We start from the raw sequence: 24463 nt of genomic DNA, 5'->3' as shown, positions 1-24463 counted from the left end.
TAACAGTCAGTGACTATTCACTGTGTCATAGCTCTCACTTTCTTTTCTCCCCGCTTGGCTAAATGTAAAAAATTGGTTAAGACTGTGATCAGGTCAGACCACTTATTTTTATTTTTTACAGGGGAGTGTTATGAGTCAGGCTTTACCGCTGGTTACCCGCCAGGGCGACCGTATCGCCATCGTGAGCGGATTGCGTACGCCATTTGCCCGTCAGGCTACCGCGTTTCATGGCATTCCCGCCGTTGATTTGGGAAAAATGGTTGTTGGTGAATTGCTGGCCCGCAGCGAAATACCTGCTGATGTGATTGAACAGCTGGTTTTTGGCCAGGTGGTTCAAATGCCAGAAGCCCCCAACATTGCTCGGGAAATCGTTCTGGGAACCGGGATGAATGTGCATACCGATGCTTACAGCGTAAGTCGGGCTTGTGCAACCAGCTTTCAGGCCGTGGCGAATGTCGCTGAAAGCCTGATGGCCGGTACTATTCGTGCTGGGATTGCCGGCGGCGCAGACTCCTCTTCCGTTCTGCCTATTGGCGTCAGCAAAAAGCTGGCGCGAGTACTGGTGGATGTCAATAAAGCCCGCACAACCGGTCAGCGTCTGAAGCTCTTTTCCCGGCTACGCTTGCGTGACCTGATGCCTGTGCCGCCTGCCGTCGCCGAGTATTCCACCGGTTTGCGTATGGGGGATACGGCTGAGCAAATGGCCAAAACCTATGGTATTACCCGAGAGCAACAGGATGCCCTGGCGCACCGTTCTCATCAGCGCGCAGCACAGGCATGGTCTGAAGGAAAACTAGCGGATGAGGTGATGACGACCTATGCGCCGCCGTTTAAAGATCCTTTTTCGGAAGATAACAATATTCGCGGCAACTCGACGATGGCGGATTACGCCAGGTTGCGTCCGGCATTTGACAGAAAACACGGTACCGTTACGGCGGCCAACAGCACGCCGTTAACAGATGGTGCTGCCGCCGTGATTTTGATGACGGAATCGCGTGCGAAAGAGTTAGGGCTGGTACCGCTGGGATATCTGCGTAGTTTTGCCTTTACCGCTATTGATGTCTGGCAGGACATGCTGTTGGGGCCTGCATGGTCGACACCACTTGCCCTGGAGCGTGCAGGGTTAACCATGGCGGATTTAACGCTTATTGATATGCATGAAGCCTTTGCCGCACAAACGCTGGCGAACCTCCAGTTGCTGGGCAGCGAGCGTTTTGCCCGCGAAGTGCTGGGACGCTCCCACGCCACTGGCGAAGTTGATGACAGTAAATTTAACGTGCTGGGTGGCTCAATTGCCTATGGGCACCCATTCGCCGCAACCGGTGCACGAATGATCACCCAAACCCTCCATGAACTACGCCGTCGTGGCGGTGGGTTTGGTTTAGTCACCGCATGTGCGGCAGGTGGTCTGGGTGCGGCAATGGTTCTGGAGGCAGAATAATGGAAATGACATCGGCTTTTACGCTCAACGTGCGTCTGGATAACGTCGCTGTTGTCTCCATTGATGTGCCCGGAGAGAAAATGAATACCCTGAAAGCGGAGTTTGCTTCTCAGGTTCGGGCCATTCTGAAACAAATTCGCGACAATAAAGCGTTGCGTGGCGTCGTGTTCATTTCGGCGAAACCCGATAATTTTATCGCCGGTGCCGATATCAACATGATAGGTGATTGCCGCAGCGCACAGGAAGCTGAAACGCTGGCCCGTCAGGGGCAGCAGATCATGGCGGAAATTAATGCATTGCCGATCCCGGTTGTCGCCGCGATTCATGGTGCCTGTCTGGGCGGTGGGCTGGAGATGGCGCTGGCCTGCCATAACCGTATCTGTACCGATGACGTTAAAACCGTGCTGGGTTTACCGGAAGTGCAGTTAGGCCTGCTTCCCGGTTCCGGGGGCACCCAGCGATTGCCCCGTCTTATTGGTGTCAGTACAGCGCTGGATATGATCCTGACAGGAAAACAGCTCCGGGCAAAACAGGCGCTAAAAGTGGGGTTGGTGGATGAAGTTGTACCACAGACCATTTTGCTGGAAGCTGCGGTTGAACTGGCTAAAAAAGACAGTTCGGCGCACCGGGTTCTGCCCGTACGTGAACGCGTGTTGGCGGGGCCGCTGGGACGTGCGCTGCTGTTTCGTATGGTCAGCAAAAAGACGGCGCAAAAAACGCTGGGCAACTACCCCGCAACGGACCGCATTCTTGAGGTGATCGAAACCGGTCTCGCGCAGGGCAGCAGCAGCGGCTATGAGGCGGAAGCTCGCGCGTTTGGCGAGCTGGCGATGACTTCGCAGTCTAAGGCGCTACGGAACATCTTTTTTGCCAATACCGATGTGAAAAAGGATCCCGGTAGTGAAGCGAAGCCCGGCCCGCTGAATAGCGTCGGTATTTTGGGCGGTGGCCTGATGGGCGGCGGTATTGCTTACGTCACTGCCTGTAAAGGTGGCTTGCCGGTGCGCATCAAAGATATTAATGCTAAAGGAATCAACCACGCGCTGAAGTACAGTTGGGATCAACTTGAAACGAAGGTTCGTCGCCGTCATATCAAAGCGGGTGAACGTGACAAACAGCTGGTGCTGATTTCGGGAACCACCGATTATCGCGGTTTTGCTCATCGCGATCTGATTATTGAAGCAGTATTCGAAGATCTGTCATTAAAACAACAGATGGTGGCAGAAATTGAGCAGAATTGTGCCCTTCATACTATTTTTGCATCGAACACCTCATCTTTACCGATTGGCGATATTGCGGCTAATGCTGCCAGACCTGAGCAGGTCATTGGTCTGCACTTCTTTAGCCCGGTAGAAAAAATGCCACTGGTGGAAGTGATCCCGCATGCAACAACCTCTGAGCAGACGATTGCCACAACCGTTAAGTTAGCGAAAAAACAGGGAAAAACGCCGATTGTTGTCCAGGATAAGGCTGGCTTTTACGTTAACCGTATTTTAGCGCCTTACATCAACGAAGCGATTCGCATGCTGACCGAAGGCGAACGTGTCGACGCGATTGATGCCGCGCTGGTTAAGTTTGGTTTTCCGGTAGGGCCAATCCAACTTTTGGATGAGGTCGGAATTGATACGGGCACTAAAATTATACCAGTGCTTGAGGCCGCATATGGAGAACGTTTTAGCGCGCCTGCAAATGTTGTTGCTTCAATTTTGAATGACGATCGCAAAGGTAGAAAAAATGGTCGGGGTTTCTATCTTTATGGCGCGAAAGGGCGTAAAAGCAAAAAACAGGTCGACCCTGCAATTTATACGCTTATTGGCGTCCAGGGTCAGGGCCAACTCGCAGCCCCGCAAATTGCCGAGCGGTGTGTCATGTTAATGCTTAACGAAGCAGCACGCTGTTTTGGTGAGCAGGTCGTCCGCAGCGCACGTGATGGTGATATCGGCGCTGTATTTGGTATTGGTTTTCCGCCATTTCTCGGCGGCCCGTTCCGGTATATGGATTCTCTCGGTGCGGGTGAAGTGGTTGCGGTTCTGCAACGACTGTCCACGCAATATGGTTCACGGTTTACTCCGTGTGAACAGTTATTGCAGATGGCGGAACGTGGTGAAAGATTCTGGAATATCGGGGAAACTGACCTGAATTCATGAGGTCAAAGGTAGGATGAATCCGCACCGAATGTATGTGTCGCGCTCAAAATGTAAACAGAGATTGACTATACTTACGCCGTTGAGGTAAAAAACAGCGTTTCATTCGGTGAATGGATAAGGCACAATGCCGGCCACCACATAGTTACCACAGCCAATAGGGGCTTTGTGTAAACGTGTTGGTGATTCTGGTTAACAAAAGCGGTGCAATATGCAAGTTTTTATCATGCGTCACGGCGACGCGGCCCTCGATGCCGCCAGTGATTCGGTTCGTCCCTTAACCTCTTGTGGTTGTGACGAATCTCGCCTGATGGCGAACTGGCTGAAAGGTCAAAAAGTGGATATCGAACGTGTTCTGGTGAGCCCGTTCCTACGAGCCGAACAGACGCTGGATGTGGTGGGAGAGTGTATGAACCTGCCAGCCGGTGTGGATGTTTTGCCGGAGCTGACTCCCTGCGGCGATGTCGGTCTGGTCAGCGCCTATTTACAGGCTCTGGCCAATGAAGGTATCGCGACGGCGCTGGTGATTTCTCACTTACCGTTAGTGGGATATCTGGTGTCTGAGCTTTGCCCGGGTGAAACGCCGCCGATGTTTACCACATCTGCAATAGCCAGCGTAACGCTTGATGAGAGCGGAAAGGGCATTTTTAACTGGCAGATGAGCCCGTGTAATTTGAAAATGGCAAAAGCGATTTAATCGAACCCGTGCCATGTTTCATCCTCCGGATAAGGCAAAGCCGCCATCCGAAAAATAAAAGAGCCGCAAATGCGGCTCTTTCTGTTTTTCTGCATCACGGAAGTTCGGGTGGTAGCCACTCTTCCACCTCAATCAGTACCAGCAGCGCGGCATCGCCACCGTACTCTTTCGGGGCCTGATGGAAGGCCATCACATGCGGATGTTGTGCCAGCCACAGCGGCGTTTGCTGTTTCAGAATATGTTTTCCGTGGCCATGCATCACGCAGGCGCAAAACACATGCTCACGACGACAGGCGGCAATCAGCGCGCCTAACTCTTGTTTGGCCTGTTGCTGGGTCAGCCCATGCAGATCGAGAAACAGCTCCGGAGAGTAATCGCCACGGCGCATTTTCTTCAGCTCGAAATGGCTGACGTCGGCGCGCAGGTATCTTACCGGGCCGTCCGTATTCAGCAGCGGCTGAAACTCATCCGAGAAATAGTGGCTGGCATCAGCCTGCTCCTGTAGCAGTCTTTTAACCGGAACCTCGGCAATTTTTTTACGTGGAGGTCGGTGAACAATGGTGTCCTGTTTAATTTTACGCGTGCCGGTCATCAGCTGGCGAAACAGCGTCTGATCCTCCTCGCTGAGCGATGTTTTCTTTTTCATTCGAGAGTCTCAACTTTTATTTTCCGTTAGTTTAACCCGACTCGACGGGCATCCGATCGCTTAAAACGCAATTTTCGCGTTCAGGCCCCGTGTGAATGCTGATTTATCGCCGTCTTCGTGGCAAACTAGCCGCCGAAATTAATACGAGCATGCCCTGGAGGAATACGTGGATAAAATTTTCGTCGATGAAGCAGTGAGTGAACTGCATACCATTCAGGACATGTTGCGTTGGGCGGTCAGCCGTTTTAGCGCGGCGAACATCTGGTATGGCCATGGTACGGATAACCCGTGGGATGAGGCCGTACAGCTGGTGCTGCCGTCTCTTTATCTGCCGCTGGATATTCCAGAAGATATGCGTACCGCGCGTCTGACATCCAGCGAGCGCCATCGTATTGTTGAACGCGTGATTCGCCGCGTCAACGAGCGTATTCCGGTGGCTTACCTGACCAACAAAGCCTGGTTCTGCGGGCATGAGTTTTATGTTGATGAACGCGTGCTGGTTCCGCGTTCGCCGATTGGCGAGCTGATCAATAACCGCTTTGCGGGTCTTATCAACGAGCAGCCGCAGCATATCCTCGATATGTGTACCGGTAGCGGTTGTATTGCTATCGCCTGCGCCTACGCCTTCCCGGAAGCTGAAGTGGATGCGGTTGATATTTCGACGGATGCGCTGGCGGTGACTGAACACAATATTGAAGAGCACGGTCTGATCCATCACGTAACGCCGATCCGTTCCGACCTGTTCCGCGATCTGGTGAAAATCCAGTATGACCTGATTGTCACTAACCCGCCGTATGTCGATGCGGAAGATATGTCTGATCTGCCAAACGAATATCGTCACGAACCTGAACTGGGTCTGGCGTCCGGCAGCGATGGGCTGAAACTTACCCGTCGCATTCTGGGGAACGCCCCAGACTACCTGTCTGATAACGGTATTCTGATTTGTGAAGTCGGAAACAGCATGGTACATCTGATAGAGCAATACCCTGATGTGCCGTTTACCTGGCTGGAATTCGACAACGGTGGAGACGGTGTATTCATGCTGACCAAAGAGCAGTTAGTAGCCGCTCGTGAGCACTTCAGCATTTACAAAGACTAACTACACGCGCAGATACACAACACGCATAACGGAGCCGTGATGGCAGGAAATACAATTGGGCAACTCTTTCGCGTAACGACCTTCGGCGAATCACACGGGCTGGCGCTCGGTTGTATCGTTGATGGTGTTCCGCCGGGCATTCCTCTGACTGAAGCCGACCTGCAGCACGATCTCGACAGGCGTCGTCCGGGCACGTCGCGCTACACTACCCAGCGCCGGGAACCGGATCAGGTAAAGATCCTCTCCGGCGTATTCGAAGGCGTCACCACGGGTACGAGTATTGGTCTGCTGATCGAAAATACCGATCAGCGTTCTCAGGATTATGGCGCTATCAAGGATGTTTTCCGTCCTGGACACGCCGACTATACCTACGAGCAGAAATACGGCCTGCGTGATTATCGTGGCGGTGGACGTTCATCCGCGCGTGAAACGGCAATGCGCGTAGCGGCGGGAGCAATCGCCAAGAAATATCTGGCGGAAAAATTCGGCGTTAAAATTCGTGGCTGCCTGACGCAAATGGGCGATGTTCCGCTGGAGATTAAAGACTGGTCCCAGGTCGAATTGAATCCCTTCTTTTGCCCGGACCCGGATAAAATCGACGCGCTGGACGAACTAATGCGTGGGCTGAAGAAAGAGGGTGACTCCATTGGGGCAAAAGTCACCGTTGTTGCTGATGGTGTGCCGGCAGGTCTTGGCGAACCTGTCTTCGACCGCCTGGATGCCGACATCGCGCATGCGTTGATGAGCATTAACGCCGTTAAGGGCGTTGAGATTGGCGACGGATTTGACGTTGTGGCGCTGCGCGGTAGTCAGAACCGTGATGAGATCACCAAAGACGGTTTCCAGAGTAACCATGCGGGCGGCATTCTGGGTGGGATCAGCAGCGGGCAACAAATCATTGCTCATATGGCGCTGAAACCGACGTCCAGTATTACCGTTCCAGGGCGCACTATTAACCGCTTTGGTGAAGAAGTCGAAATGGTAACCAAAGGACGTCACGATCCGTGCGTTGGGATCCGCGCCGTACCGATCGCCGAGGCGATGCTGGCGATCGTATTGATGGATCACCTGCTGCGTCAGCGGGCGCAAAATGCGGACGTGAAGACTGACATTCCACGCTGGTAAGAAATGAAAAAAACGGCACTCGCGGCGCTGGCTCTGCTTGCCAGCACCGCCTGTCTGGCGGCGACGCCCTGGCAGAAAATTACCCATCCGGTTGCGGGTAGCGCACAGTCTATCGGCGCATTCTCCAATGGCTGTATCGTGGGAGCGGATACGCTGCCGGTACAGTCAGAACACTATCAGGTGATGCGCACCGATCAGCGTCGTTACTTTGGTCATCCGGACCTGGTGATGTTTATCCAGCGCCTGAGTAATCAGGCTAATAATCTGGGGCTGGGCACGGTGTTAATCGGCGATATGGGTATGCCGGCCGGTGGGCGTTTCAATGGCGGTCATGCCAGTCACCAGACCGGGCTGGATGTCGATATTTTCCTGCAGCTGCCAAAAACGCGCTGGACCCCGTCGCAACTGCTGCGGCCGCAGGCGTTAGATCTGGTCTCACAGGACGGCAAACGTGTCGTGCCGTCACTGTGGAAGCCGGAGATTTTCAGCCTGATCAGGCTGGCGGCAAAAGATAATGAAGTCACGCGTATTTTCGTGAATCCGGCGATTAAGCAGCAACTTTGTCTGGATGCAGGGACCGACAGGGACTGGTTGCGTAAAGTGCGGCCGTGGTTCCAGCATCGTGCGCATATGCATGTCCGGTTACGTTGTCCTGCCGACAGTCTTGAGTGCGAAGATCAACCGTTACCGCCACCGGGTGACGGCTGCGGCGCGGAGCTGCAAAGCTGGTTCGAACCTCCAAAACCTGGAACCACCAAGCCTGAGAAGAAGACACCGCCGCCGTTGCCGCCTTCCTGCCAGGCGCTACTGGACGAGCATGTACTCTAATGGATCATTTTGCCAATTTGTTTATGGTGTCTCCGCTGCTGCTGGGTGTGCTTTTTTTTGTGGCGATGCTGGCAGGTTTTATTGATTCTCTGGCCGGAGGCGGTGGTTTACTCACCATTCCGGCATTGATGGCGGCCGGGATGCCACCTGCACAAGCGCTGGCGACCAATAAGCTGCAGGCCTGTGGCGGATCGATCTCTTCCTCCCTCTATTTTATTCGTCGTGGGGTGGTTAACCTGGCGGATCAGAAGCTCAATATATTCATGACCTTTATCGGGTCAATGAGCGGCGCGCTATTGGTTCAGCACGTGCAGTCAGATATTCTGCGTCAGATCCTGCCGGTTCTGGTTATCTGTATTGGCCTTTACTTTCTGTTAATGCCGAAAGTGGGCGAAGAAGATCGGCAGCGTCGATTGCACGGGTTGCCTTTCGCGCTGGTAGCCGGTGGCTGTGTTGGCTTTTACGATGGCTTTTTTGGTCCGGCGGCGGGGTCGTTCTACGCGCTGGCCTTTGTCATGTTATGCGGCTATAACCTGGCGAAATCGACGGCCCACGCCAAAGTATTAAATGCCACATCGAATATCGGTGGGCTATTGCTGTTTGCTCTCGGCGGCAAAGTGATTTGGGCGACCGGATTTGTGATGCTCATTGGCCAGTTTATTGGCGCACGGATGGGCTCGCGGCTGGTGCTCAGCAAAGGACAAAAACTCATTCGGCCAATGATTGTCATCGTCTCCGCCGTGATGAGCGCCAAGCTACTTTATGATAATCATGGACAGGAGATTCTCCACTGGCTGGGGATGAACTAATGAATAATACCCATCACTACGAACAGTTAATTGAGATATTTAACGGCTGCTTTGCCGATGAATTTAATACCCGTCTGATTAAAGGCGACGACGAACCGATCTATCTTCCTGCTGATGCGGAATTACCGTATCACCGTATCGTTTTTGCGCATGGTTATTACGCCAGCGCGTTACACGAAATCTCACACTGGTGCATCGCTGGTAAGGCGCGCCGTGAGCTGGTCGATTTCGGTTACTGGTACTGCCCCGATGGCCGCGACGCGAAGACGCAATGTCAGTTTGAAGATGTGGAAGTGAAGCCGCAGGCGTTTGACTGGCTGTTTTGCATGGCGGCGGGCTACCCGTTTAACGTCAGTTGCGACAACCTGGAAGGGGACTTTGAACCAGATCGCGTGGTATTCCAGCGCCGCGTTCATGCCCAGGTGATGGAGTATCTGGAAAAGGGGATCCCCGAACGCCCGGCGCGTTTCATTAACGCACTACAAAATTATTATCACACGCCTGAACTTAAGGCGGAACAATTCCCGTGGCCCGAAGCGCTCAACTGATGCCGATGCCACGTTTACAATGAGGAAAGAAGATGATCGCGGAGTTTGAATCACGCATTCTGGCATTAATCGACGATATGGTAGAGCACGCCAGCGATGATGAGTTGTTTGCCAGTGGTTACTTGCGTGGGCACCTGACGCTGGCCGTTGCTGAACTGGACGGTGGTGAGGACCATTCCGCTGAAGCATTGTACGCCAATGTGACCAGCAGCCTGGAGAAAGCCATCAGTGCGGGCGAACTCTCGCCACGCGACCAGGCGTTAGTAAAAGAGATGTGGGACACGCTGTTCCAGAAGGCGACGAAACACTAATTGCCCGTAGGCCGGGTGGTGCTACGCTTACCCGGCCTACGATTTTTTACCCACAGACGATTCAGATTGGTTTTGTAGGCCTGATAAGCGCCGCGCATCAGGCAATGATGAGGCGGTATCTTACTTCACCGCTTTGCCCTTCAATAACTTCCGTACCCACAGGCGATTCGGATTTAGCGCCGCCAGCGTGCTGGCATCCATTGGGATCGGTTCATCACTCATTTGCGCGGCCAGAATTTCTGCACATAGCGGGGCAGAACATAGCCCGCGTGACCCCAGTGCGCCCAACATGAACAAATCCGGGTATACCGGTGCGCGTAAAGCATGCTCTTTGTCTTCTGCAAGCCGGGCATACTGATCGAGTGTGGTATTATAGTCCGGCACATTACCGACCATCGGTAAGTGATCGCGCGTGGCACAACGGACGCCGCAACGGGCAGCATTGTCACTGACATTCACTTCTTTCACCCATGCCGCATCCGGCAAGCAGTCGATCAAACGCTGACGGTTTTGCTGCTGGTCATCATGACGGAATGACGTCTCCTCACTCCCCCGATGATAGCTGGCGCCAATACAGTGCTGCTGATTTTCCGGGTTTTGCGGGGTAAGGTAGCCGTCATAGCACAGAACCTGACGCAGTGCGGAAAGTGAAGGCGTCGTGGGAATGTGACTTACCTGGCCGCCAACGGAATACACCGGCAGTGACTGAGTCTGTTCAAAACGGTGAATAGAGTGCCCATTCGCCAGAACCACGACCTCATGTGTTGCCGCTTCTCCGCTGGCGAACTGCAGCTGCCAGCTATCGGTGTGATGAGTAAGTGAGGTCAGTGTGTGTTGGTAGTGGGTACGTAACCCAAGCGTTGTCGCATAGTCGAGAACGGCGGTGGTAAGTTGTGCCGGACACAGCCATCCGCCGGCTGGGTACTGGATGCCATCACATTCGGTCACAACGCCTGTTGTTTGCAAAATTTGGTCTGCGTCCACCCCGACGGCGAGCGCCTTGGGCAGTTCAAGGGACAGCATTTGGCTGATTTTCTGCTGGCTTTTCTCATCCCAGGCGAGCTGCGTGACGCCACACCAGTCATGGGCAAAATTAACGGGTAGGGCATCGTACAGGCGACGAGCAAAGGTAAATGCGGTGGGGAAGAAAAGCGTAATCGCCGCATCATGTTTACTGAGCAACGGATAGAGTGCGCCCTGACGATTGCCGGAAGCACCCTGCGCGGGTTTATCGTCAGCGCAGTAGAGCGTGACCTGCCAGCCTCTACGCAGTAGCGCCAGAGACAGTAATGCACTGGCAATCCCCCCGCCAATAATGGCCGCTGCACGCTTCTCCGTTCCTGTACGCAAAAACCACGGCGCTGATGAAGAGTGCGTCATCGTCTGTTCCATCACGCCACACAGCATTTCACGTTTACGACCAAAACCTTTGCATTTCTGCATTGTAAATCCGGCTTCCTGCAATCCCCGGCGTACAAAACCAGCCGAAGTGAAGGTCGCCAGCGTACCACCCGGTCGGGCCAGTCGGGCCATGGCGTTAAAGAGTGTTGGCGTCCACATATCCGGATTTTTTGCCGGGGCGAAGCCGTCCAGGAACCAGGCATCCACCTGTTGGTTCAGGGACTCGTCCAGCTTACCGGTGAGTTCGTTGATGTCGCCGAACCACAGATCCAGAGTAACCCGCCCCTCATCAAGCAGTAGACGATGACAACCTGCCAGCGGCAGTGGCCACTGTGCCTGGAGTTGCTCTGCCCACGACGCCAGTTCCGGCCAGTGCTGATGCGCTAATGTTAGATCCTCACGCGTCAGCGGAAATTTTTCAAAACTGATGAAATGTAATCTTTCCAGGGTAGCGTCAGGGTGTGCGTTGCGAAAGGTGGCGAATGCCTGCCAGAGCGTGAGGAAGTTTAGACCGGTACCAAAGCCACTTTCTGCCACCACGAACACCGGGCGTGGGTGCACAGGAAAACGTGCGGTGAGGTGGTTGCCACCAAGGAAGACGTAACGTGTCTCTTCCAGCCCGTTATCATTGGAAAAATAGACATCGTCAAAATCTCGGGAAACAGGTGTACCCTCAGCGTTGAATTCAAGGTTGGCAGGTTGTATAGCGTATTGTTTCACGTAAGTTACTCGTCTGACAGGCTGTGCCCCGATCTTAACGAGGAGTGCCTGGCTGCGCAAATTTCCACATTAAATGGCTGATCGGACTTGTTCGGCGTACAAGTGTACGCTATTGTGCCACTCGAAACTTTAAAATAGTGCGACTTACAGAGGTATTGAATGAAACGTGCAGTGATTACTGGCTTGGGCATCGTTTCCAGCATCGGTAATAACCAGCAGGAAGTCCTGGCATCTCTGCGTGAAGGACGTTCAGGGATCACTTTCTCTCAGGAGCTGAAGGACTCCGGCATGCGTAGCCACGTCTGGGGCAACGTAAAACTGGATACCACTGGCCTCATTGACCGCAAAGTAGTGCGCTTTATGAGCGACGCATCCATCTATGCTTTCCTTTCTATGGAGCAGGCAGTGGCTGATGCCGGCCTTGCTGCAGAAGATTACCAGAACAACCCGCGCGTTGGCCTGATTGCAGGTTCCGGCGGCGGCTCCCCGCGTTTTCAGGTATTCGGCGCTGACGCAATGCGTAGCCCGCGTGGTCTGAAAGCGGTTGGCCCGTATGTGGTCACCAAAGCGATGGCATCCGGCGTTTCTGCCTGCCTCGCGACACCGTTCAAAATCCACGGCGTCAACTACTCCATCAGCTCTGCCTGTGCGACTTCTGCACACTGTATCGGCAACGCTGTTGAACAAATTCAGTTGGGCAAACAAGACATCGTTTTTGCTGGCGGCGGCGAAGAGCTGTGCTGGGAAATGGCGTGCGAGTTCGACGCAATGGGCGCACTGTCTACCAAATATAACGACAACCCGTCTCAAGCTTCCCGTACTTATGATGCACACCGTGACGGTTTTGTTATCGCAGGCGGCGGCGGTATGGTTGTTGTCGAAGAACTGGAACACGCACTGGCTCGTGGCGCGCACATCTACGCTGAAATCGTCGGTTACGGCGCAACGTCCGATGGTGCTGACATGGTTGCTCCGTCAGGTGAAGGTGCAGTTCGCTGCATGCAGATGGCGATGCACGGTGTTGATACCCCGATTGACTACCTGAACTCCCACGGTACTTCCACTCCGGTAGGCGACGTGAAGGAACTGGGCGCAATCCGCGAAGTCTTTGGCGATAACAGCCCGGCCATTTCTGCAACCAAAGCCATGACCGGTCACTCACTGGGTGCGGCTGGCGTTCAGGAAGCTATCTACTCTCTGCTGATGCTGGAACACGGTTTTATCGCGCCGAGCATCAACATTGAAGAGCTGGACGAGCAGGCTGCAGGTCTGAACATCGTGACTAAACCGACCGAGCAAGCGTTGACGACTGTTATGTCTAACAGCTTCGGTTTTGGCGGCACCAACGCCACGCTGGTTATGCGTAAGCTGAAAGCGTAAGTCTGCAAAAATGAGATGCAAAAGGGAGCCTGATGGCTCCCTTTTTTACTTATTCATCTTTTCGTACTCCGGTGCGATCTCCGCAGACCATGCTTTCGCACGGGTAATATCCCCGGTACTGTAGATGGGCTGTTCATAACGATCGCGAATATCACGAACGCGATAAATTTTCCAGCGCCTGTCTTCCCAACGCGTATACACTTCCAGCTGCATGGGGGCTTCACCTGTCGGCCCACCTAATTGTACTTCCACCTTTTCGCCACCGAGAAAGGGTTGAGCCGCTCCAACCCGTAACAGCGGGATCCATTCTGGGTCGTAATCCTGCACGTACATAAAGTAGTCAGAATCCCGTATTTCCTGCTCGTAAAGACTATCAATCAGCGCCAGACGATTGATAACGTCTTTCGCTACATAGCGTTGCATGAGTGCGGACGTGTCCCGATTTTGTGTGTATGCGGACATCCACGCGAGATAGAATTGTTTAACACCCTGAGTGCTGTCCCGGTGGGATGAAGAACAGCCACAAAGTAACAAAACCAGAGCAATCAACGAGAACGCTTTCATTACTGTTTCCTGTAAATGGTGTATGACGGTTTTGCCGCCCGATAGCCAGGCCCCGCCCACATATCACGCTGTCTAAAATCGGAGTACCACTCCTGACCGTCAAATATCGCCATATGACCGCTTGGGTTTCCTCCCTCATACGGCTGAATGATGATGACATCTCCTTCCCGGGGTTGTTCAAAGTGGCCAATGGCGCTGAAACCGGCACTTTTTAGCATGGGGCCATAATCTTTAGCATGATAAGTATGCCCAAGAGTGATACCTCCTGCCTGAATGGCTTTGCGGGTAAATTCCGCGCAGCGTCCTTGAGAATGTGAACTCGCGTGTGATTTAGCGTGATTAACTGCGGTTGTTTTATTCCAGCTCATCATGACTCCTGTTAATGGAATAGGTAATAAGTTCGCGTATTGCTTTAACAGGATTTAATCTGATGGGAAGGGCCGATAGTGCTATTAATATCGCAAATGTATTTTATTGAGATATTAATAAATCCGCCGGGTAAATTTTGGTTAATATATTTATAATTGATGGTTATTCTTTGTAACGGTTTTTTTTGCTGATTTTGCAAGATAGCGTGACGGCCAAATTACGTCCGGCGTGGTTTCCAGCGCCTGTGCGATGATCTGTTCTGCACGGGGCCAACTGCGGGTAAATACATTACGCAGCGAGTCAGGAGATAAACCCGCCGAACGTGACAATTCTCTGAGTGTAATACCTCTTTTTTCCAGTGCACTTTTAATATCTGCACGATGCCAGTCTTGGCTTTTGTGTTCCATTCTGTAATCCTAAGAAGATGTGTTATCGGCACCGATATTTTTCAGGTTATAAATTAGAAAGACAAAAGAACGTTACTTTCTTTTTATCGTAGGAATAGTGCCAGAATTAATTTGAAATTTCGCGAAAAAGAAAAAATATTTTTATTTCATCAGCAGAAAGGAAAGAAACTGATGGTAAAAGAGTGGTTCACGGTAAAGGAGTGTCTTGAATTACCGGGGTTTCCTGGAAGCGCACCCGCTGTACGCCTGCGCTTAAATACCTACAGTGAAGGGAAAGAGGGCGTTAAGCGCAAGCGTGCGAAATCTAAGGCCGAGGAATTTCATATTTCTGTGTTCCCACTGTATCTACGCTCGTATCTGAATGAAAATGAGAAAACCGAAGCACCAGATCGCAACATCGTGCAGGAAGCAGGACCCAAAGAGATTTGGGATATGATGTTCCTGCTCCTGACGCCGCAGCAGCGTGAACAGGTAACCGAGCGGTTCAGAGCGAAAGGCATTGATGCGGTATTTCCCTTTTTGTTCGTAGGGAAATCACAGCGTTGAAACGCACTGCGATGCTTTCACAGTTGACAGCCAGGGCCACTCGCAGGCAGACTCCAGCTTCAACATTATCCTCTTGATAATGCGTAAGCGTTTAACGTTATCCAACGCACCTTAATCCTGATAGTCAGGTAGAGGGGGCGTGGACATTCCTCGCCTTACTCTGCATTTTGGAGTAACGCATGACAGCTGTAACCCAACAAGAAAAAACACCTTCGGCGAATTTTTCGCTGTTTCGTATCGCTTTTGCGGTTTTCCTGACCTATATGACGGTCGGTTTACCTTTGCCCGTCATTCCTCTGTTTGTGCATCAGGAACTGGGCTATGGCAACACCATGGTCGGTATCGCCGTAGGCGTCCAGTTTCTGGCAACGGTATTAACGCGCGGCTACGCCGGGCGCTTAGCCGATCAATATGGCGCTAAACGTTCGGCGCTACAGGGGATGTTTGCCTGTGCGCTGGCGGGCGCGGCGTGGTTGTTAGCCGCGCTATTGCCCGTCTCCGTTCCGGTGAAGTTTGCGTTGTTGATCGTTGGGCGTTTGATCCTCGGTTTTGGTGAAAGCCAGCTACTGACCGGAACGCTGACCTGGGGGCTTGGGCTGGTCGGGCCAACGCGCTCCGGTAAGGTGATGTCGTGGAACGGAATGGCGATTTACGGCGCGCTGGCGGCCGGTGCACCGCTGGGGCTACTGATCCACAGCCACTTTGGCTTCGCGGCGCTGGCGGGAACCACGATGGTATTACCGCTGCTGGCATGGGCGTTCAACGGTACCGTGCGTAAAGTGCCTGCGCATGCAGGAGAACGCCCTTCGTTGTGGAGCGTGGTGGGACTTATCTGGAAACCTGGTCTGGGCCTGGCGCTGCAGGGCGTTGGTTTTGCGGTAATCGGTACCTTTATTTCGCTCTATTTTGTCAGCAACGGCTGGACGATGGCGGGTTTCACTCTGACTGCATTTGGCGGGGCGTTTGTGCTGATGCGTATTCTGTTTGGCTGGATGCCAGACAGGTTTGGCGGGGTTAACGTCGCAGTTGTCTCTTTACTGGTTGAAACCGCGGGTCTGATTCTACTGTGGCAGGCTCCATCTGCCTGGATTGCGCTGCTGGGAGCGGCATTAACCGGTGCCGGATGTTCGCTGATCTTCCCGGCGCTGGGGGTGGAGGTCGTGAAGCGAGTGCCTGCCCAGGTTCGTGGTACGGCGCTCGGCGGTTACGCCGCTTTTCAGGATATTTCCTACGGCATAAGCGGTCCTGTCGCCGGGGTTCTGGCCACTGCATACGGTTACTCCTCGGTATTCCTTGCCGGGGCGATTTCCGCGGTGGTGGGCATTTTCGTGACGCTGCTGACTCTGCGAAAAGGTTAAGCAAGCAACCAGAACAGGGCTAATGCTACCAGCAAGGCGACAAATATCAGCCCCGGTCGTGCCGACAGTGTTTTTATTGTTTCAATCACCGGTGCGAACGGGCTGAAAATGGGTTGAAGATGACGCGGATCGTTTAATTCCTGCTCCCGGTCACGTTCCACGCGGCGCAGGAAGATTTGATTCAGCAAGTCCTGCACTTGTACCGCCGTCAGGATCGTTTGCGGCTGGATCTGGTACGTTTGCTGCGCATACTCTTTGATGGCCGTTAGCTCATTTGGCTCCAGCGGCTGTTTTAGCGCCGCCTGCAGCGTTTGCAGCGTCGGCGCATTTTGCAGACTGAGGGTCTGGCGCGCCTGCAGCCATGTCACCAGATGGGTGAACTGTTTTGCCGGGATCAGCTCGCCGCTTTTTACACCAGACAGTTCCAGCATGGACTGCCAGATCATTTTCCCCGACTCTCCCGTGGCGGCCGCCAGCTTAGTGACCAACTGATTTAGCGTATTGTGCTCGGCGGGTAATAAAGGGCGGTCGGTTGCCGGGCGCTGCTGCGGCTGCGGTATCGAAAGCTGCCCCTGCTGCAGCAGAGTGAGCACGTTCTTTAACTGCTCAGGCGTGAGCTGGCTGAGCGCCGTTTGCCCATACTGCTGACGGATAAAATCACTCACCGCCTGGCGATTATTTCCCTGACTCAGTAATTCAGTGAGCTGCGACAGAACCTGACGGTTAGCATGATTCTGCTGAGCAACCCCCAGACGCTGATTCAGGTTTTGCTCAGCGGCAGGGAAGTGACGTGACTGCAGCGGTGTATCGTTTTTAACGCCCAGATCGTGCTTCATTCCAGCCCACACCTCAGCGCTTTGCTGTTGGGTAAGCGAAATCAAACGGGTAATCAATCGTTCCAGCACGGTACGCTGCTGCGTGGACAGTGGCTGTTCACCGGCAACGGAAGGAGGGTTTTGGCCTTCGCCGGGAGGGCGTGCGGGCATACCTGAAATGGGCTGCATCATCTCTGTTCCTTAAATCTGTGCTAACCAGGTCTCGCAGTATGCCTGGCGGCGAGATTATGGCACACTTGCCCGGTTAACTCTCGTTCTCAAACAGGTGAGAAAGACGTGAAAATCCTCGTTGATGAAAATATGCCCTATGCCCGCGAACTGTTCAGTCGTTTGGGGGAGGTCAAAGCGGTTCCCGGTCGCCCGATTCCCGTCACCGAACTGGATGATGCGGATGCGTTAATGGTGCGTTCGGTGACGAAAGTAAACGCATCGCTACTCAGTGGAAAACCGGTAAAGTTTGTCGGTACGGCAACGGCAGGCACGGATCATGTGGATGATGCCTGGCTTGCGCAGTCAGGCATTGGTTTTTCTGCTGCTCCCGGCTGCAATGCGATTGCAGTAGTGGAATATGTTTTCTCTGCGCTGCTGATGCTGGCTGAGCGCGACGGTTTTGCGTTACGTGACCGTACGGTCGGTATTGTTGGTGTAGGTAATGTGGGGGGGCGTTTACAGGCGCGACTGGAAGCATTAGGGATCCGGACTTTGCTGTGCGATCCACCGCGTGCCGATCGGGGCGACGAGGGCGATTTCTGCACGCTGGAAGAATTGGTTGAGCAAGCAGACGTGTTGACCTTCCACACGCCGTTGTTTAAAGACGGTCCGTACAAAACGTTGCACCTGGCCGATGAAGCGCTGATTAGCCGCCTGAAAACGGGCACCATCCTGATTAATGCCTGCCGCGGACCGGTCGTGGATAATTCCGCCTTACTGAACCGACTCAACGCCGGGCAGCCGCTGAGCGTCGTGCTGGATGTCTGGGAGGGGGAGCCGGACCTGAATGTGGCGCTGCTGGAGAAAGCAGACATCGGTACGGCGCACATTGCGGGCTATACCCTGGAAGGGAAAGCACGTGGGACAACGCAGGTCTTTGAGGCCTATAGCAAATTTATTGGTCGTGAACAGCACGTTGCGTTAAACACGCTGTTGCCCGCGCCGGAATTTGGCCGTATTACCTTGCATGGTCCGTTAGATCAGCCAACACTGAAAAGGCTGGTTCATTTAGTGTATGATGTGCGCCGCGACGATGCGCCACTGCGCAAAGTTGCTGGAATTCCGGGTGAATTTGATAAACTGCGCAAGAATTATCTTGAACGTCGCGAATGGTCGTCTTTATACGTAATGTGTGACGATGCTGCCGCCGCAGCCCTGCTGTGTAAGCTGGGTTTTAACGCCGTTCATCATCCGGCACATTAATGTCTTCTTAATGCTCCCTGTCGAATAATACGACAGGGACGCTTATGTATTTCTGGAGTAAATCACCATGTCTGAAGGCTGGAATATTGCCATTCTGGGCGCAACGGGCGCCGTAGGCGAAGCCCTGCTCGATACGCTGGCTGAACGCCAGTTCCCGGTCGGTGAAATCTATGCGCTGGCTCGTAATGAAAGTGCCGGTGAACACCTGCGTTTTAACGGTAAATCGGTCATTGTCCAGGATGTCGCTGACTTTGACTGGACCCAGGCTCAGTTGGCATTTTTTGTCGCGGGAGTTGAAGCCACTGCGGCATGGGTGGAGGAAGCAACCAATGCCGGCTGTCTGGTGATTGACAGCAGCGGTCTGTTTGCGCTCGAGCCTGACGTTCCGCTGGTCGTCCCGGACGTTAACCCATTTGTACTGGCAGATTACCGCAATCGCAACGTTATCGCGGTGCCAAACAGCCTGACCAGTCAACTGCTTTCCGCGCTGAAGCCGCTGATCGATGACGGTGGCCTCTCACGTATTACGGTAACCAACATTATCTCGGCTTCCGCCCACGGTAAAAAAGCGGTAGACGCGTTGGCTGGCCAGAGTGCGAAATTGCTCAACGGTATCCCGATTGACGAGGATGACTTCTTTGGCCGCCAACTGGCGTTCAATATGCTACCGCTGTTGCCCGATCGCGAAGGTAGCGTGCGTGAAGAACGTCGTATCGTCGATGAAGTCCGTAAAATTATGCAAGATGACGGCCTGTTAATTTCAGCCAGCATCGTGCAGTCACCGGTGTTCTACGGTCATGCGCAGATGGTGAATTTTGAAGCGCTGCGCCCGCTGGCCGCAGAAGAGGCGCGTGATGCCTTTTCTCGTGGTGAAGATATTGTGCTGTCAGAAGAGACTGATTTCCCGACCCAGGTTGGCGATGCGTCTGGTACGCCGCACCTGTCAATTGGTTGCGTACATAACGACTACGGTATGCCGGAACAGGTTCAGTTCTGGTCCGTGGCGGATAATGTGCGCTTTGGCGGCGCATTGATGGCAGTAAAAGTTGCGGAAAAACTGGTGCAGGAGTACCTGTACTAATGTCTGACCTGCAACAGCCGTCAACGCATAAAATTGCGCTGGGCATTGAATATGACGGCAGCAAGTATTATGGCTGGCAGCGCCAGAACGAAGTGCGTAGCGTTCAGGAAAAACTGGAAAAAGCGCTCTCTCAGGTTGCGAATGAACGCATCACTGTCTTTTGTGCGGGCCGCACGGATGCGGGTGTTCATGGTACGGGACAGGTGGTGCACTTTGAAACCACCGCGCAACGTAAAGATGCGGCGTGGACGCTGGGGGTAAATGCGAATTTACCTGGTGACATCGCCGTACGCTGGGTGAAAGCGGTACCGGATGATTTTCATGCCCGATTTAGCGCCACGGCTCGCCGTTATCGCTACATCATCTACAATCATCGGTTGCGCCCTGCGGTTTTGGGTAAAGGCGTGACACATTATTATGAGCCGCTGGATGCTGAGCGTATGCATCGTGCGGCTCAGTGCCTGATTGGCGAAAATGATTTCACCTCGTTTCGGGCAGTGCAGTGTCAGTCACGCACGCCATGGCGTAACGTGATGCATATAAACGTCGCGCGTTTCGGCACTTATGTGGTGGTGGATATTAAAGCGAATGCCTTTGTACATCATATGGTCAGGAATATTGTCGGCAGCCTGATGGAAGTAGGCGCCCACAACCAGCCGGAGAGCTGGATTGCAGAACTGTTAGCGGCGAAGGACAGAACGTTAGCAGCAGCAACGGCGAAGGCGGAAGGTCTGTATCTGGTGGCGGTAGATTACCCTGACCGATTTGACCTGCCAAAACCGCCAATGGGCCCGCTATTTCTGGCGGACTAATTTGAATTGTATAAAGGCATAACTATGGATCTGATTTACTTCCTCATCGATTTTATCCTGCACATTGATGTGCACCTGGCGGAGCTGGTCGCGGAATACGGTATCTGGGTATACGCTATTCTGTTTTTGATTCTGTTCTGCGAAACGGGACTGGTGGTGACGCCGTTCCTGCCAGGAGATTCGCTGCTGTTTGTCGCTGGTGCGCTTTCTGCGCTGCCTACGAACGATCTCAATGTTCATCTGATGGTGGCGTTGATGATTGTGGCGGCGATTGTGGGCGATGCGGTGAACTACACGATTGGCCGGTTGTTCGGTGAAAAACTTTTCAGTAACCCAAATTCCAAAATTTTCCGCCGCAGCTATCTGGATAAAACCCATGCGTTCTATGAGCGTCATGGCGGCAAAACGATTATTTTGGCGCGTTTCGTTCCTATCGTGCGTACATTTGCACCGTTTGTTGCGGGTATGGGACACATGTCTTACCGTCATTTTGCGATGTATAACGTTGTAGGCGCGTTGCTGTGGGTATTGCTGTTCACTTATGCAGGCTACTTGTTTGGCGATCTGCCGATCGTTCAGGAAAACCTGAAATTACTGATTGTGGCAATTATCGTCCTCTCCGTATTGCCGGGGGTAATTGAAGTGATTCGCCATAAACGTGCTGCGTCACGGGCTGCAAAATAGAAAGTAACTCAGCGGTTCGACCACTTTTTTATCCAAAGTTTCGGGCTGTTATGTTTTAATGTGCAACATTCATGGTCTGTTAGGGGCAAAAATGGCATTATGCGCCCCTTATAACAAAGCTGACTAGGGTTCAGGCAGAAAGGTCACCAATGAGCTGGATTGAACGAATTAAAAGCAACATTACTCCCACCCGCAAGGCAAGCATTCCTGAAGGGGTGTGGACCAAGTGCGATAGCTGCGGTCAGGTTTTATACCGTGCTGAGCTGGAACGTAATCTTGAGGTCTGTCCGAAGTGTGACCATCACATGCGCATGTCGGCGCGTAATCGCCTGCATAGCCTGTTAGATGAAGGTTCTCTTGTGGAACTGGGTAGCGAGCTTGAGCCGAAAGATGTGCTGAAGTTTCGTGATTCCAAAAAATACAAAGACAGACTGGCTTCTGCGCAAAAAGAAACCGGTGAGAAAGACGCGCTGGTGGTAATGAAAGGTACGCTTCACGGCATGCCGGTCGTTGCAGCTGCATTCGAGTTCGCTTTCATGGGCGGCTCCATGGGCTCTGTCGTCGGCGCGCGTTTCGTCCGTGCGGTCGAACAGGCGCTGGAAGACAACTGCCCGCTGATCTGTTTCTCCGCGTCTGGCGGGGCGCGTATGCAGGAAGCGCTGATGTCACTGATGCAGATGGCAAAAACCTCTGCGGCGCTGGCAAAAATGCAGGAACGTGGTTTACCGTACATTTCCGTACTGACTGACCCTACCATGGGTGGTGTTTCTGCAAGTTTCGCGATGCTGGGCGATCTCAACATTGCTGAGCCGAAAGCACTGATCGGCTTTGCAGGTCCGCGTGTTATTGAGCAGACCGTACGTGAGAAACTGCCGCCGGGATTCCAGCGTAGTGAATTCCTGATTGAAAAAGGCGCTATCGATATGATCGTACGCCGCCCGGAAATGCGTCTGAAACTGGCAAGTGTTCTGGCGAAGCTGATGAATCTGCCCGCGCCGAATCCGGATGAACCGCGTGAAGGCGAGGTGGTACCTCCGGTACCCGATCAGGAATCAGAGGCCTGATAACTGAAAAGGGCAGGGCCACAGGCGCTGCCCTTTTGCTTTTCTCAACGTAAAGAATCTACAGGCATCATGGACAATAAACGTATTCCTCAAGCCGCGTCGCCCCTGGCCTCGTGGCTTTCTTATCTGGAAAACCTGCACAGTAAAACCATCGATTTAGGTCTTGAACGCGTGAGTCTGGTGGCGCAGAAACTGGGCGTATTAAAACCTGCGTCGTTTGTTTTTACCGTCGCGGGAACCAACGGCAAAGGCACGACTTGCCGAACGCTGGAGTCCGTACTCACCGCGGCCGGATATAAAGTTGGTGTATACAGTTCTCCTCACCTGGTGCGCTACACGGAACGTGTCCGCGTGCAGGGGGGCGAGTTGCCGGAGTCTGCGCATACCGCCTCATTTGCTGAGATTGAAGCGGCGCGCGGTGATGTTTCCCTGACCTACTTTGAATACGGCACGCTGTCAGCATTGTGGCTGTTTAAACAGGCGCAGCTTGATGTGGTGATTCTGGAAGTGGGTTTAGGCGGCCGTCTTGACGCAACCAATATCGTCGATGCCGATGTCGCGGTGGTCACCAGCATTGCGCTTGACCATACTGACTGGCTGGGACCCGATCGCGAAAGCATTGGCCGTGAGAAGGCGGGGATCTTCCGTGCAGAGAAACCGGCTATCGTCGGTGAACCGGAAATGCCTTATACCATCGCGGATGTGGCGCAAGAGACAGGGGCTATACTGCAGCGCCGTGGCGTGGACTGGCGCTATTCGGTTACGGATAACGACTGGTCATTCAGCGATAGCCACGGTACGCTGACACAACTGCCGTTACCGCAGGTCCCGCAACCTAACGCCGCGACCGCACTGGCAGCACTGAGAGCCAGCGGACTTAACGTCAGCGAGCAGGCGATTCGCGAAGGTATCGAGCAGGCTATTTTACCGGGGCGTTTTCAGATTGTGAGCGAGTCACCGCGGGTGATTTTTGATGTTGCTCATAATCCGCATGCGGCGGAATATCTGACTGAACGTCTGAAAAAGTTAGTGAAAAGCGGGCGTGTACTTGCCGTTATCGGTATGCTACATGATAAAGACATTGCCGGTACGTTAGCCTGGTTGAAAAGCGTGGTTGACGACTGGTATTGTGCGCCTCTGGAAGGCCCGCGTGGTGCAACGGCAGAACAACTGCTGGAGCACCTGGGTAATGGCGAAGCCTATGACAGCGTGGCTCAGGCATGGCTTGCGGCCCTGGCCGCGGCAAAACCAGAAGATACCGTGTTGGTGTGTGGATCGTTTCACACTGTCGCACATGTCATGGAAGTACTAGACGTGGGGAGAAGCGGTGGCGAGTAAGTTTCAGAATCGATTAGTTGGCACTATTGTGCTGGTCGCGCTTGGGGTGATTGTTCTTCCCGGGCTGCTAGACGGGCAGAAAAAACATTATCAGGATGAGTTTGCGGCGATCCCGCTGGTACCAAAACCTGGCGATCGCGATGAACCGGACATGATGCCTGCGGCGACGCAGGCGCTGCCGACGCAACCGCCGGAAGGTGCCGCAGAAGAGGTACGTGCCGGTGATGCGGCCGCGCCGTCGTTGGATCCGTCGCGTCTGACGGCAGCAAACAACGCAGAGTTCGATCCTGTCCCTGCGCCTGTGGAGCCGCCAAAACCAAAACCGAAGCCGCAACCTGTTGCCGCTGCTCCGGCGCCGACGCCCGTTCCTGCACCAGCACCGAAACCGGTTGTCGAAGACGCGCCGGCACCAACCGGGAAAGCCTACGTTGTGCAGCTCGGTGCGTTGAAAAATGCGGATAAGGTCAATGAGATCGTCGGTAAGTTACGTGGTGCGGGCTTCCGGGTATATACTTCCCCGTCAACGCCGGTACAGGGTAAAATAACCCGAATTCTCGTTGGGCCTGATGCGTCCAGAGATAAGCTGAAAAACTCGCTGGGAGAACTGCAGAAAATCTCCGGCCTGAGTGGGGTTGTGATGGGGTATACCCCTAATTAAGGGGCAGTCTCATGTCGGCCGGGTACGGTGTTAACACCGCTATCCGGCAGTGCCCGAAGAGGCATAAAACCGTATGGCGTTGAAGATTTTTTCAGCGCCATTTTTATTTACGCGTGGAAAGGAAATCCCTACGCAAACGTTTTCTTTTTCTGTTAGAATGCGCCCCGAACAGGACGACAGGGCG

At 53.5% G+C, this 24463-nt stretch carries 25 protein-coding genes; 19 read left to right on the top strand and 6 right to left on the bottom strand.

Annotation, left to right across the window (positions count from 1 at the left end; all coding sequences use genetic code 11):
• Nucleotides 1-130: 130 nt before the first annotated feature.
• The 3 genes from fadI to sixA all read left to right on the top strand — a co-directional run bounded on the left by fadI (nt 131) and on the right by sixA (nt 4282).
• On the top strand, nt 131-1441 hold the full coding sequence (gene fadI, locus FDX19_RS20800) for an acetyl-CoA C-acyltransferase FadI (protein ID WP_137384193.1): 1311 nt from the start codon (nt 131-133) through the stop codon (nt 1439-1441).
• Nucleotides 1441-3588 carry a fatty acid oxidation complex subunit alpha FadJ gene (gene fadJ, locus FDX19_RS20795; RefSeq protein ID WP_137384192.1) on the top strand — a complete coding sequence of 716 codons (2148 nt, stop codon included), beginning with the start codon at nt 1441-1443 and terminating at the stop codon, nt 3586-3588. The genes fadI and fadJ overlap by 1 nt, the downstream gene beginning before the upstream one ends.
• Nucleotides 3589-3796: 208 nt before the next feature.
• Nucleotides 3797-4282, top strand: coding sequence for a phosphohistidine phosphatase SixA (gene sixA, locus FDX19_RS20790; RefSeq protein WP_048211041.1), 486 nt, complete (start codon nt 3797-3799; stop codon nt 4280-4282).
• Between the two features lie 94 nt (nt 4283-4376).
• On the opposite strand, the gene smrB is transcribed toward sixA, so the two are convergent.
• Entirely contained in the window at nt 4377-4928 is a 552-nt protein-coding gene (gene smrB / locus FDX19_RS20785) for an endonuclease SmrB (protein ID WP_003839296.1), read from the bottom strand.
• A 166-nt stretch (nt 4929-5094) separates the two neighbouring features.
• Between smrB and prmB the strand changes: the two genes are divergently transcribed.
• The 6 genes from prmB to FDX19_RS20755 are packed head-to-tail and all read left to right on the top strand — an operon-like array spanning nt 5095 to nt 9648.
• On the top strand, nt 5095-6027 hold the full coding sequence (gene prmB / locus FDX19_RS20780; protein WP_005129736.1) for a 50S ribosomal protein L3 N(5)-glutamine methyltransferase: 933 nt from the start codon (nt 5095-5097) through the stop codon (nt 6025-6027).
• Between the two features lie 39 nt (nt 6028-6066).
• Nucleotides 6067-7152: a chorismate synthase gene (gene aroC / locus FDX19_RS20775; RefSeq protein ID WP_137384191.1), complete on the top strand. Its 1086-nt coding sequence runs from the start codon at nt 6067-6069 to the stop codon at nt 7150-7152.
• A 3-nt stretch (nt 7153-7155) separates the two neighbouring features.
• Entirely contained in the window at nt 7156-7980 is an 825-nt protein-coding gene (gene mepA, locus FDX19_RS20770; RefSeq protein ID WP_137384190.1) for a penicillin-insensitive murein endopeptidase, read from the top strand.
• Nucleotides 7980-8789, top strand: coding sequence for a sulfite exporter TauE/SafE family protein (locus tag FDX19_RS20765; RefSeq protein ID WP_137384189.1), 810 nt, complete (start codon nt 7980-7982; stop codon nt 8787-8789). Before mepA ends, FDX19_RS20765 begins: the two co-directional genes overlap by 1 nt.
• Nucleotides 8789-9337 (top strand): elongation factor P hydroxylase, encoded by a 549-nt coding sequence (locus tag FDX19_RS20760; RefSeq protein ID WP_016153873.1) that lies wholly within the window; start codon nt 8789-8791, stop codon nt 9335-9337. Before FDX19_RS20765 ends, FDX19_RS20760 begins: the two co-directional genes overlap by 1 nt.
• A 32-nt stretch (nt 9338-9369) precedes the next feature.
• Nucleotides 9370-9648, top strand: a complete 279-nt coding sequence (locus FDX19_RS20755) for a YfcL family protein (protein ID WP_137384188.1) — start codon at nt 9370-9372, stop codon at nt 9646-9648.
• A gap of 120 nt (nt 9649-9768) precedes the next feature.
• Here the strand turns inward: FDX19_RS20755 and mnmC are convergent, their stop codons facing one another.
• Nucleotides 9769-11769, bottom strand: a complete 2001-nt coding sequence (gene mnmC, locus FDX19_RS20750) for a bifunctional tRNA (5-methylaminomethyl-2-thiouridine)(34)-methyltransferase MnmD/FAD-dependent 5-carboxymethylaminomethyl-2-thiouridine(34) oxidoreductase MnmC (protein WP_170974413.1) — start codon at nt 11767-11769, stop codon at nt 9769-9771.
• A gap of 159 nt (nt 11770-11928) precedes the next feature.
• Between mnmC and fabB the strand changes: the two genes are divergently transcribed.
• Entirely contained in the window at nt 11929-13149 is a 1221-nt protein-coding gene (fabB, locus tag FDX19_RS20745) for a beta-ketoacyl-ACP synthase I (protein ID WP_005129715.1), read from the top strand.
• A gap of 45 nt (nt 13150-13194) precedes the next feature.
• Here the strand turns inward: fabB and FDX19_RS20740 are convergent, their stop codons facing one another.
• The 3 genes from FDX19_RS20740 to FDX19_RS20730 all read right to left on the bottom strand — a co-directional run bounded on the left by FDX19_RS20740 (nt 13195) and on the right by FDX19_RS20730 (nt 14489).
• Nucleotides 13195-13713: a YbjP/YqhG family protein gene (locus FDX19_RS20740; RefSeq protein ID WP_137384186.1), complete on the bottom strand. Its 519-nt coding sequence runs from the start codon at nt 13711-13713 to the stop codon at nt 13195-13197.
• On the bottom strand, nt 13713-14081 hold the full coding sequence (locus FDX19_RS20735) for a hypothetical protein (protein ID WP_137384273.1): 369 nt from the start codon (nt 14079-14081) through the stop codon (nt 13713-13715). The genes FDX19_RS20740 and FDX19_RS20735 overlap by 1 nt, the downstream gene beginning before the upstream one ends.
• A gap of 150 nt (nt 14082-14231) precedes the next feature.
• Complete coding sequence (locus tag FDX19_RS20730) at nt 14232-14489, bottom strand: helix-turn-helix domain-containing protein (protein ID WP_137384185.1); 258 nt, start codon at nt 14487-14489, stop codon at nt 14232-14234.
• 171 nt (nt 14490-14660) lie between these two features.
• On the opposite strand from FDX19_RS20730, the gene FDX19_RS20725 reads away from it, so the two are divergent.
• Both FDX19_RS20725 and FDX19_RS20720 read left to right on the top strand, forming a co-directional pair.
• Nucleotides 14661-15035 carry a hypothetical protein gene (locus tag FDX19_RS20725; RefSeq protein ID WP_137384184.1) on the top strand — a complete coding sequence of 125 codons (375 nt, stop codon included), beginning with the start codon at nt 14661-14663 and terminating at the stop codon, nt 15033-15035.
• A 179-nt stretch (nt 15036-15214) separates the two neighbouring features.
• Nucleotides 15215-16393 carry an MFS transporter gene (locus FDX19_RS20720; protein WP_137384183.1) on the top strand — a complete coding sequence of 393 codons (1179 nt, stop codon included), beginning with the start codon at nt 15215-15217 and terminating at the stop codon, nt 16391-16393.
• On the opposite strand, the gene flk is transcribed toward FDX19_RS20720, so the two are convergent.
• Nucleotides 16390-17397 carry a flagella biosynthesis regulator Flk gene (gene flk, locus FDX19_RS20715; RefSeq protein WP_137384272.1) on the bottom strand — a complete coding sequence of 336 codons (1008 nt, stop codon included), beginning with the start codon at nt 17395-17397 and terminating at the stop codon, nt 16390-16392. The two genes, FDX19_RS20720 and flk, sit on opposite strands and share 4 nt — an antisense overlap.
• Before the next feature lie 108 nt (nt 17398-17505).
• On the opposite strand from flk, the gene pdxB reads away from it, so the two are divergent.
• From pdxB to dedD, 7 genes are all read left to right on the top strand, one after another.
• The gene (pdxB, locus tag FDX19_RS20710; RefSeq protein ID WP_137384182.1) at nt 17506-18642 is read left to right on the top strand and encodes a 4-phosphoerythronate dehydrogenase PdxB; all 1137 of its coding nucleotides are present in this window, start codon (nt 17506-17508) and stop codon (nt 18640-18642) included.
• 67 nt (nt 18643-18709) lie between these two features.
• Nucleotides 18710-19723, top strand: a complete 1014-nt coding sequence (locus FDX19_RS20705) for an aspartate-semialdehyde dehydrogenase (RefSeq protein ID WP_137384181.1) — start codon at nt 18710-18712, stop codon at nt 19721-19723.
• Nucleotides 19723-20535, top strand: coding sequence for a tRNA pseudouridine(38-40) synthase TruA (gene truA / locus FDX19_RS20700; protein ID WP_137384180.1), 813 nt, complete (start codon nt 19723-19725; stop codon nt 20533-20535). The genes FDX19_RS20705 and truA overlap by 1 nt, the downstream gene beginning before the upstream one ends.
• 24 nt (nt 20536-20559) lie before the next feature.
• Nucleotides 20560-21219, top strand: coding sequence for a DedA family protein (locus FDX19_RS20695; RefSeq protein WP_003028140.1), 660 nt, complete (start codon nt 20560-20562; stop codon nt 21217-21219).
• A gap of 149 nt (nt 21220-21368) precedes the next feature.
• Nucleotides 21369-22283: an acetyl-CoA carboxylase, carboxyltransferase subunit beta gene (gene accD / locus FDX19_RS20690; RefSeq protein WP_137384179.1), complete on the top strand. Its 915-nt coding sequence runs from the start codon at nt 21369-21371 to the stop codon at nt 22281-22283.
• A 69-nt stretch (nt 22284-22352) separates the two neighbouring features.
• Nucleotides 22353-23621 carry a bifunctional tetrahydrofolate synthase/dihydrofolate synthase gene (folC, locus tag FDX19_RS20685; protein WP_137384178.1) on the top strand — a complete coding sequence of 423 codons (1269 nt, stop codon included), beginning with the start codon at nt 22353-22355 and terminating at the stop codon, nt 23619-23621.
• On the top strand, nt 23611-24279 hold the full coding sequence (gene dedD, locus FDX19_RS20680) for a cell division protein DedD (protein WP_137384177.1): 669 nt from the start codon (nt 23611-23613) through the stop codon (nt 24277-24279). Before folC ends, dedD begins: the two co-directional genes overlap by 11 nt.
• Nucleotides 24280-24463 lie beyond the last annotated feature (184 nt).

Source organism: Citrobacter sp. wls619 (genome assembly GCF_005281345.1).
GTDB lineage: Bacteria > Pseudomonadota > Gammaproteobacteria > Enterobacterales > Enterobacteriaceae > Citrobacter.
The sequence above is the reverse complement of the archived record's forward strand: the minus strand, read 5'-3'. Positions and strand labels throughout refer to the sequence as shown.

Excerpts from the sequence above, each read along its gene's own strand:
- fadI (WP_137384193.1), top strand. The coding sequence starts at position 131 with ATGAGTCAGGCTTTACCGCTGGTTACCCGCCAGGGCGACCGTATCGCC.
- fadJ (WP_137384192.1), top strand. The coding sequence starts at position 1,441 with ATGGAAATGACATCGGCTTTTACGCTCAACGTGCGTCTGGATAACGTC.
- sixA (WP_048211041.1), top strand. The coding sequence starts at position 3,797 with ATGCAAGTTTTTATCATGCGTCACGGCGACGCGGCCCTCGATGCCGCC.
- smrB (WP_003839296.1), bottom strand. The coding sequence starts at position 4,928 with ATGAAAAAGAAAACATCGCTCAGCGAGGAGGATCAGACGCTGTTTCGC.
- aroC (WP_137384191.1), top strand. The coding sequence starts at position 6,067 with ATGGCAGGAAATACAATTGGGCAACTCTTTCGCGTAACGACCTTCGGC.
- mepA (WP_137384190.1), top strand. The coding sequence starts at position 7,156 with ATGAAAAAAACGGCACTCGCGGCGCTGGCTCTGCTTGCCAGCACCGCC.
- FDX19_RS20765 (WP_137384189.1), top strand. The coding sequence starts at position 7,980 with ATGGATCATTTTGCCAATTTGTTTATGGTGTCTCCGCTGCTGCTGGGT.
- FDX19_RS20760 (WP_016153873.1), top strand. The coding sequence starts at position 8,789 with ATGAATAATACCCATCACTACGAACAGTTAATTGAGATATTTAACGGC.
- FDX19_RS20755 (WP_137384188.1), top strand. The coding sequence starts at position 9,370 with ATGATCGCGGAGTTTGAATCACGCATTCTGGCATTAATCGACGATATG.
- fabB (WP_005129715.1), top strand. The coding sequence starts at position 11,929 with ATGAAACGTGCAGTGATTACTGGCTTGGGCATCGTTTCCAGCATCGGT.
- FDX19_RS20740 (WP_137384186.1), bottom strand. The coding sequence starts at position 13,713 with ATGAAAGCGTTCTCGTTGATTGCTCTGGTTTTGTTACTTTGTGGCTGT.
- FDX19_RS20735 (WP_137384273.1), bottom strand. The coding sequence starts at position 14,081 with ATGAGCTGGAATAAAACAACCGCAGTTAATCACGCTAAATCACACGCG.
- FDX19_RS20730 (WP_137384185.1), bottom strand. The coding sequence starts at position 14,489 with ATGGAACACAAAAGCCAAGACTGGCATCGTGCAGATATTAAAAGTGCA.
- FDX19_RS20725 (WP_137384184.1), top strand. The coding sequence starts at position 14,661 with ATGGTAAAAGAGTGGTTCACGGTAAAGGAGTGTCTTGAATTACCGGGG.
- FDX19_RS20720 (WP_137384183.1), top strand. The coding sequence starts at position 15,215 with ATGACAGCTGTAACCCAACAAGAAAAAACACCTTCGGCGAATTTTTCG.
- flk (WP_137384272.1), bottom strand. The coding sequence starts at position 17,397 with ATGCAGCCCATTTCAGGTATGCCCGCACGCCCTCCCGGCGAAGGCCAA.
- FDX19_RS20705 (WP_137384181.1), top strand. The coding sequence starts at position 18,710 with ATGTCTGAAGGCTGGAATATTGCCATTCTGGGCGCAACGGGCGCCGTA.
- truA (WP_137384180.1), top strand. The coding sequence starts at position 19,723 with ATGTCTGACCTGCAACAGCCGTCAACGCATAAAATTGCGCTGGGCATT.
- FDX19_RS20695 (WP_003028140.1), top strand. The coding sequence starts at position 20,560 with ATGGATCTGATTTACTTCCTCATCGATTTTATCCTGCACATTGATGTG.
- accD (WP_137384179.1), top strand. The coding sequence starts at position 21,369 with ATGAGCTGGATTGAACGAATTAAAAGCAACATTACTCCCACCCGCAAG.
- folC (WP_137384178.1), top strand. The coding sequence starts at position 22,353 with ATGGACAATAAACGTATTCCTCAAGCCGCGTCGCCCCTGGCCTCGTGG.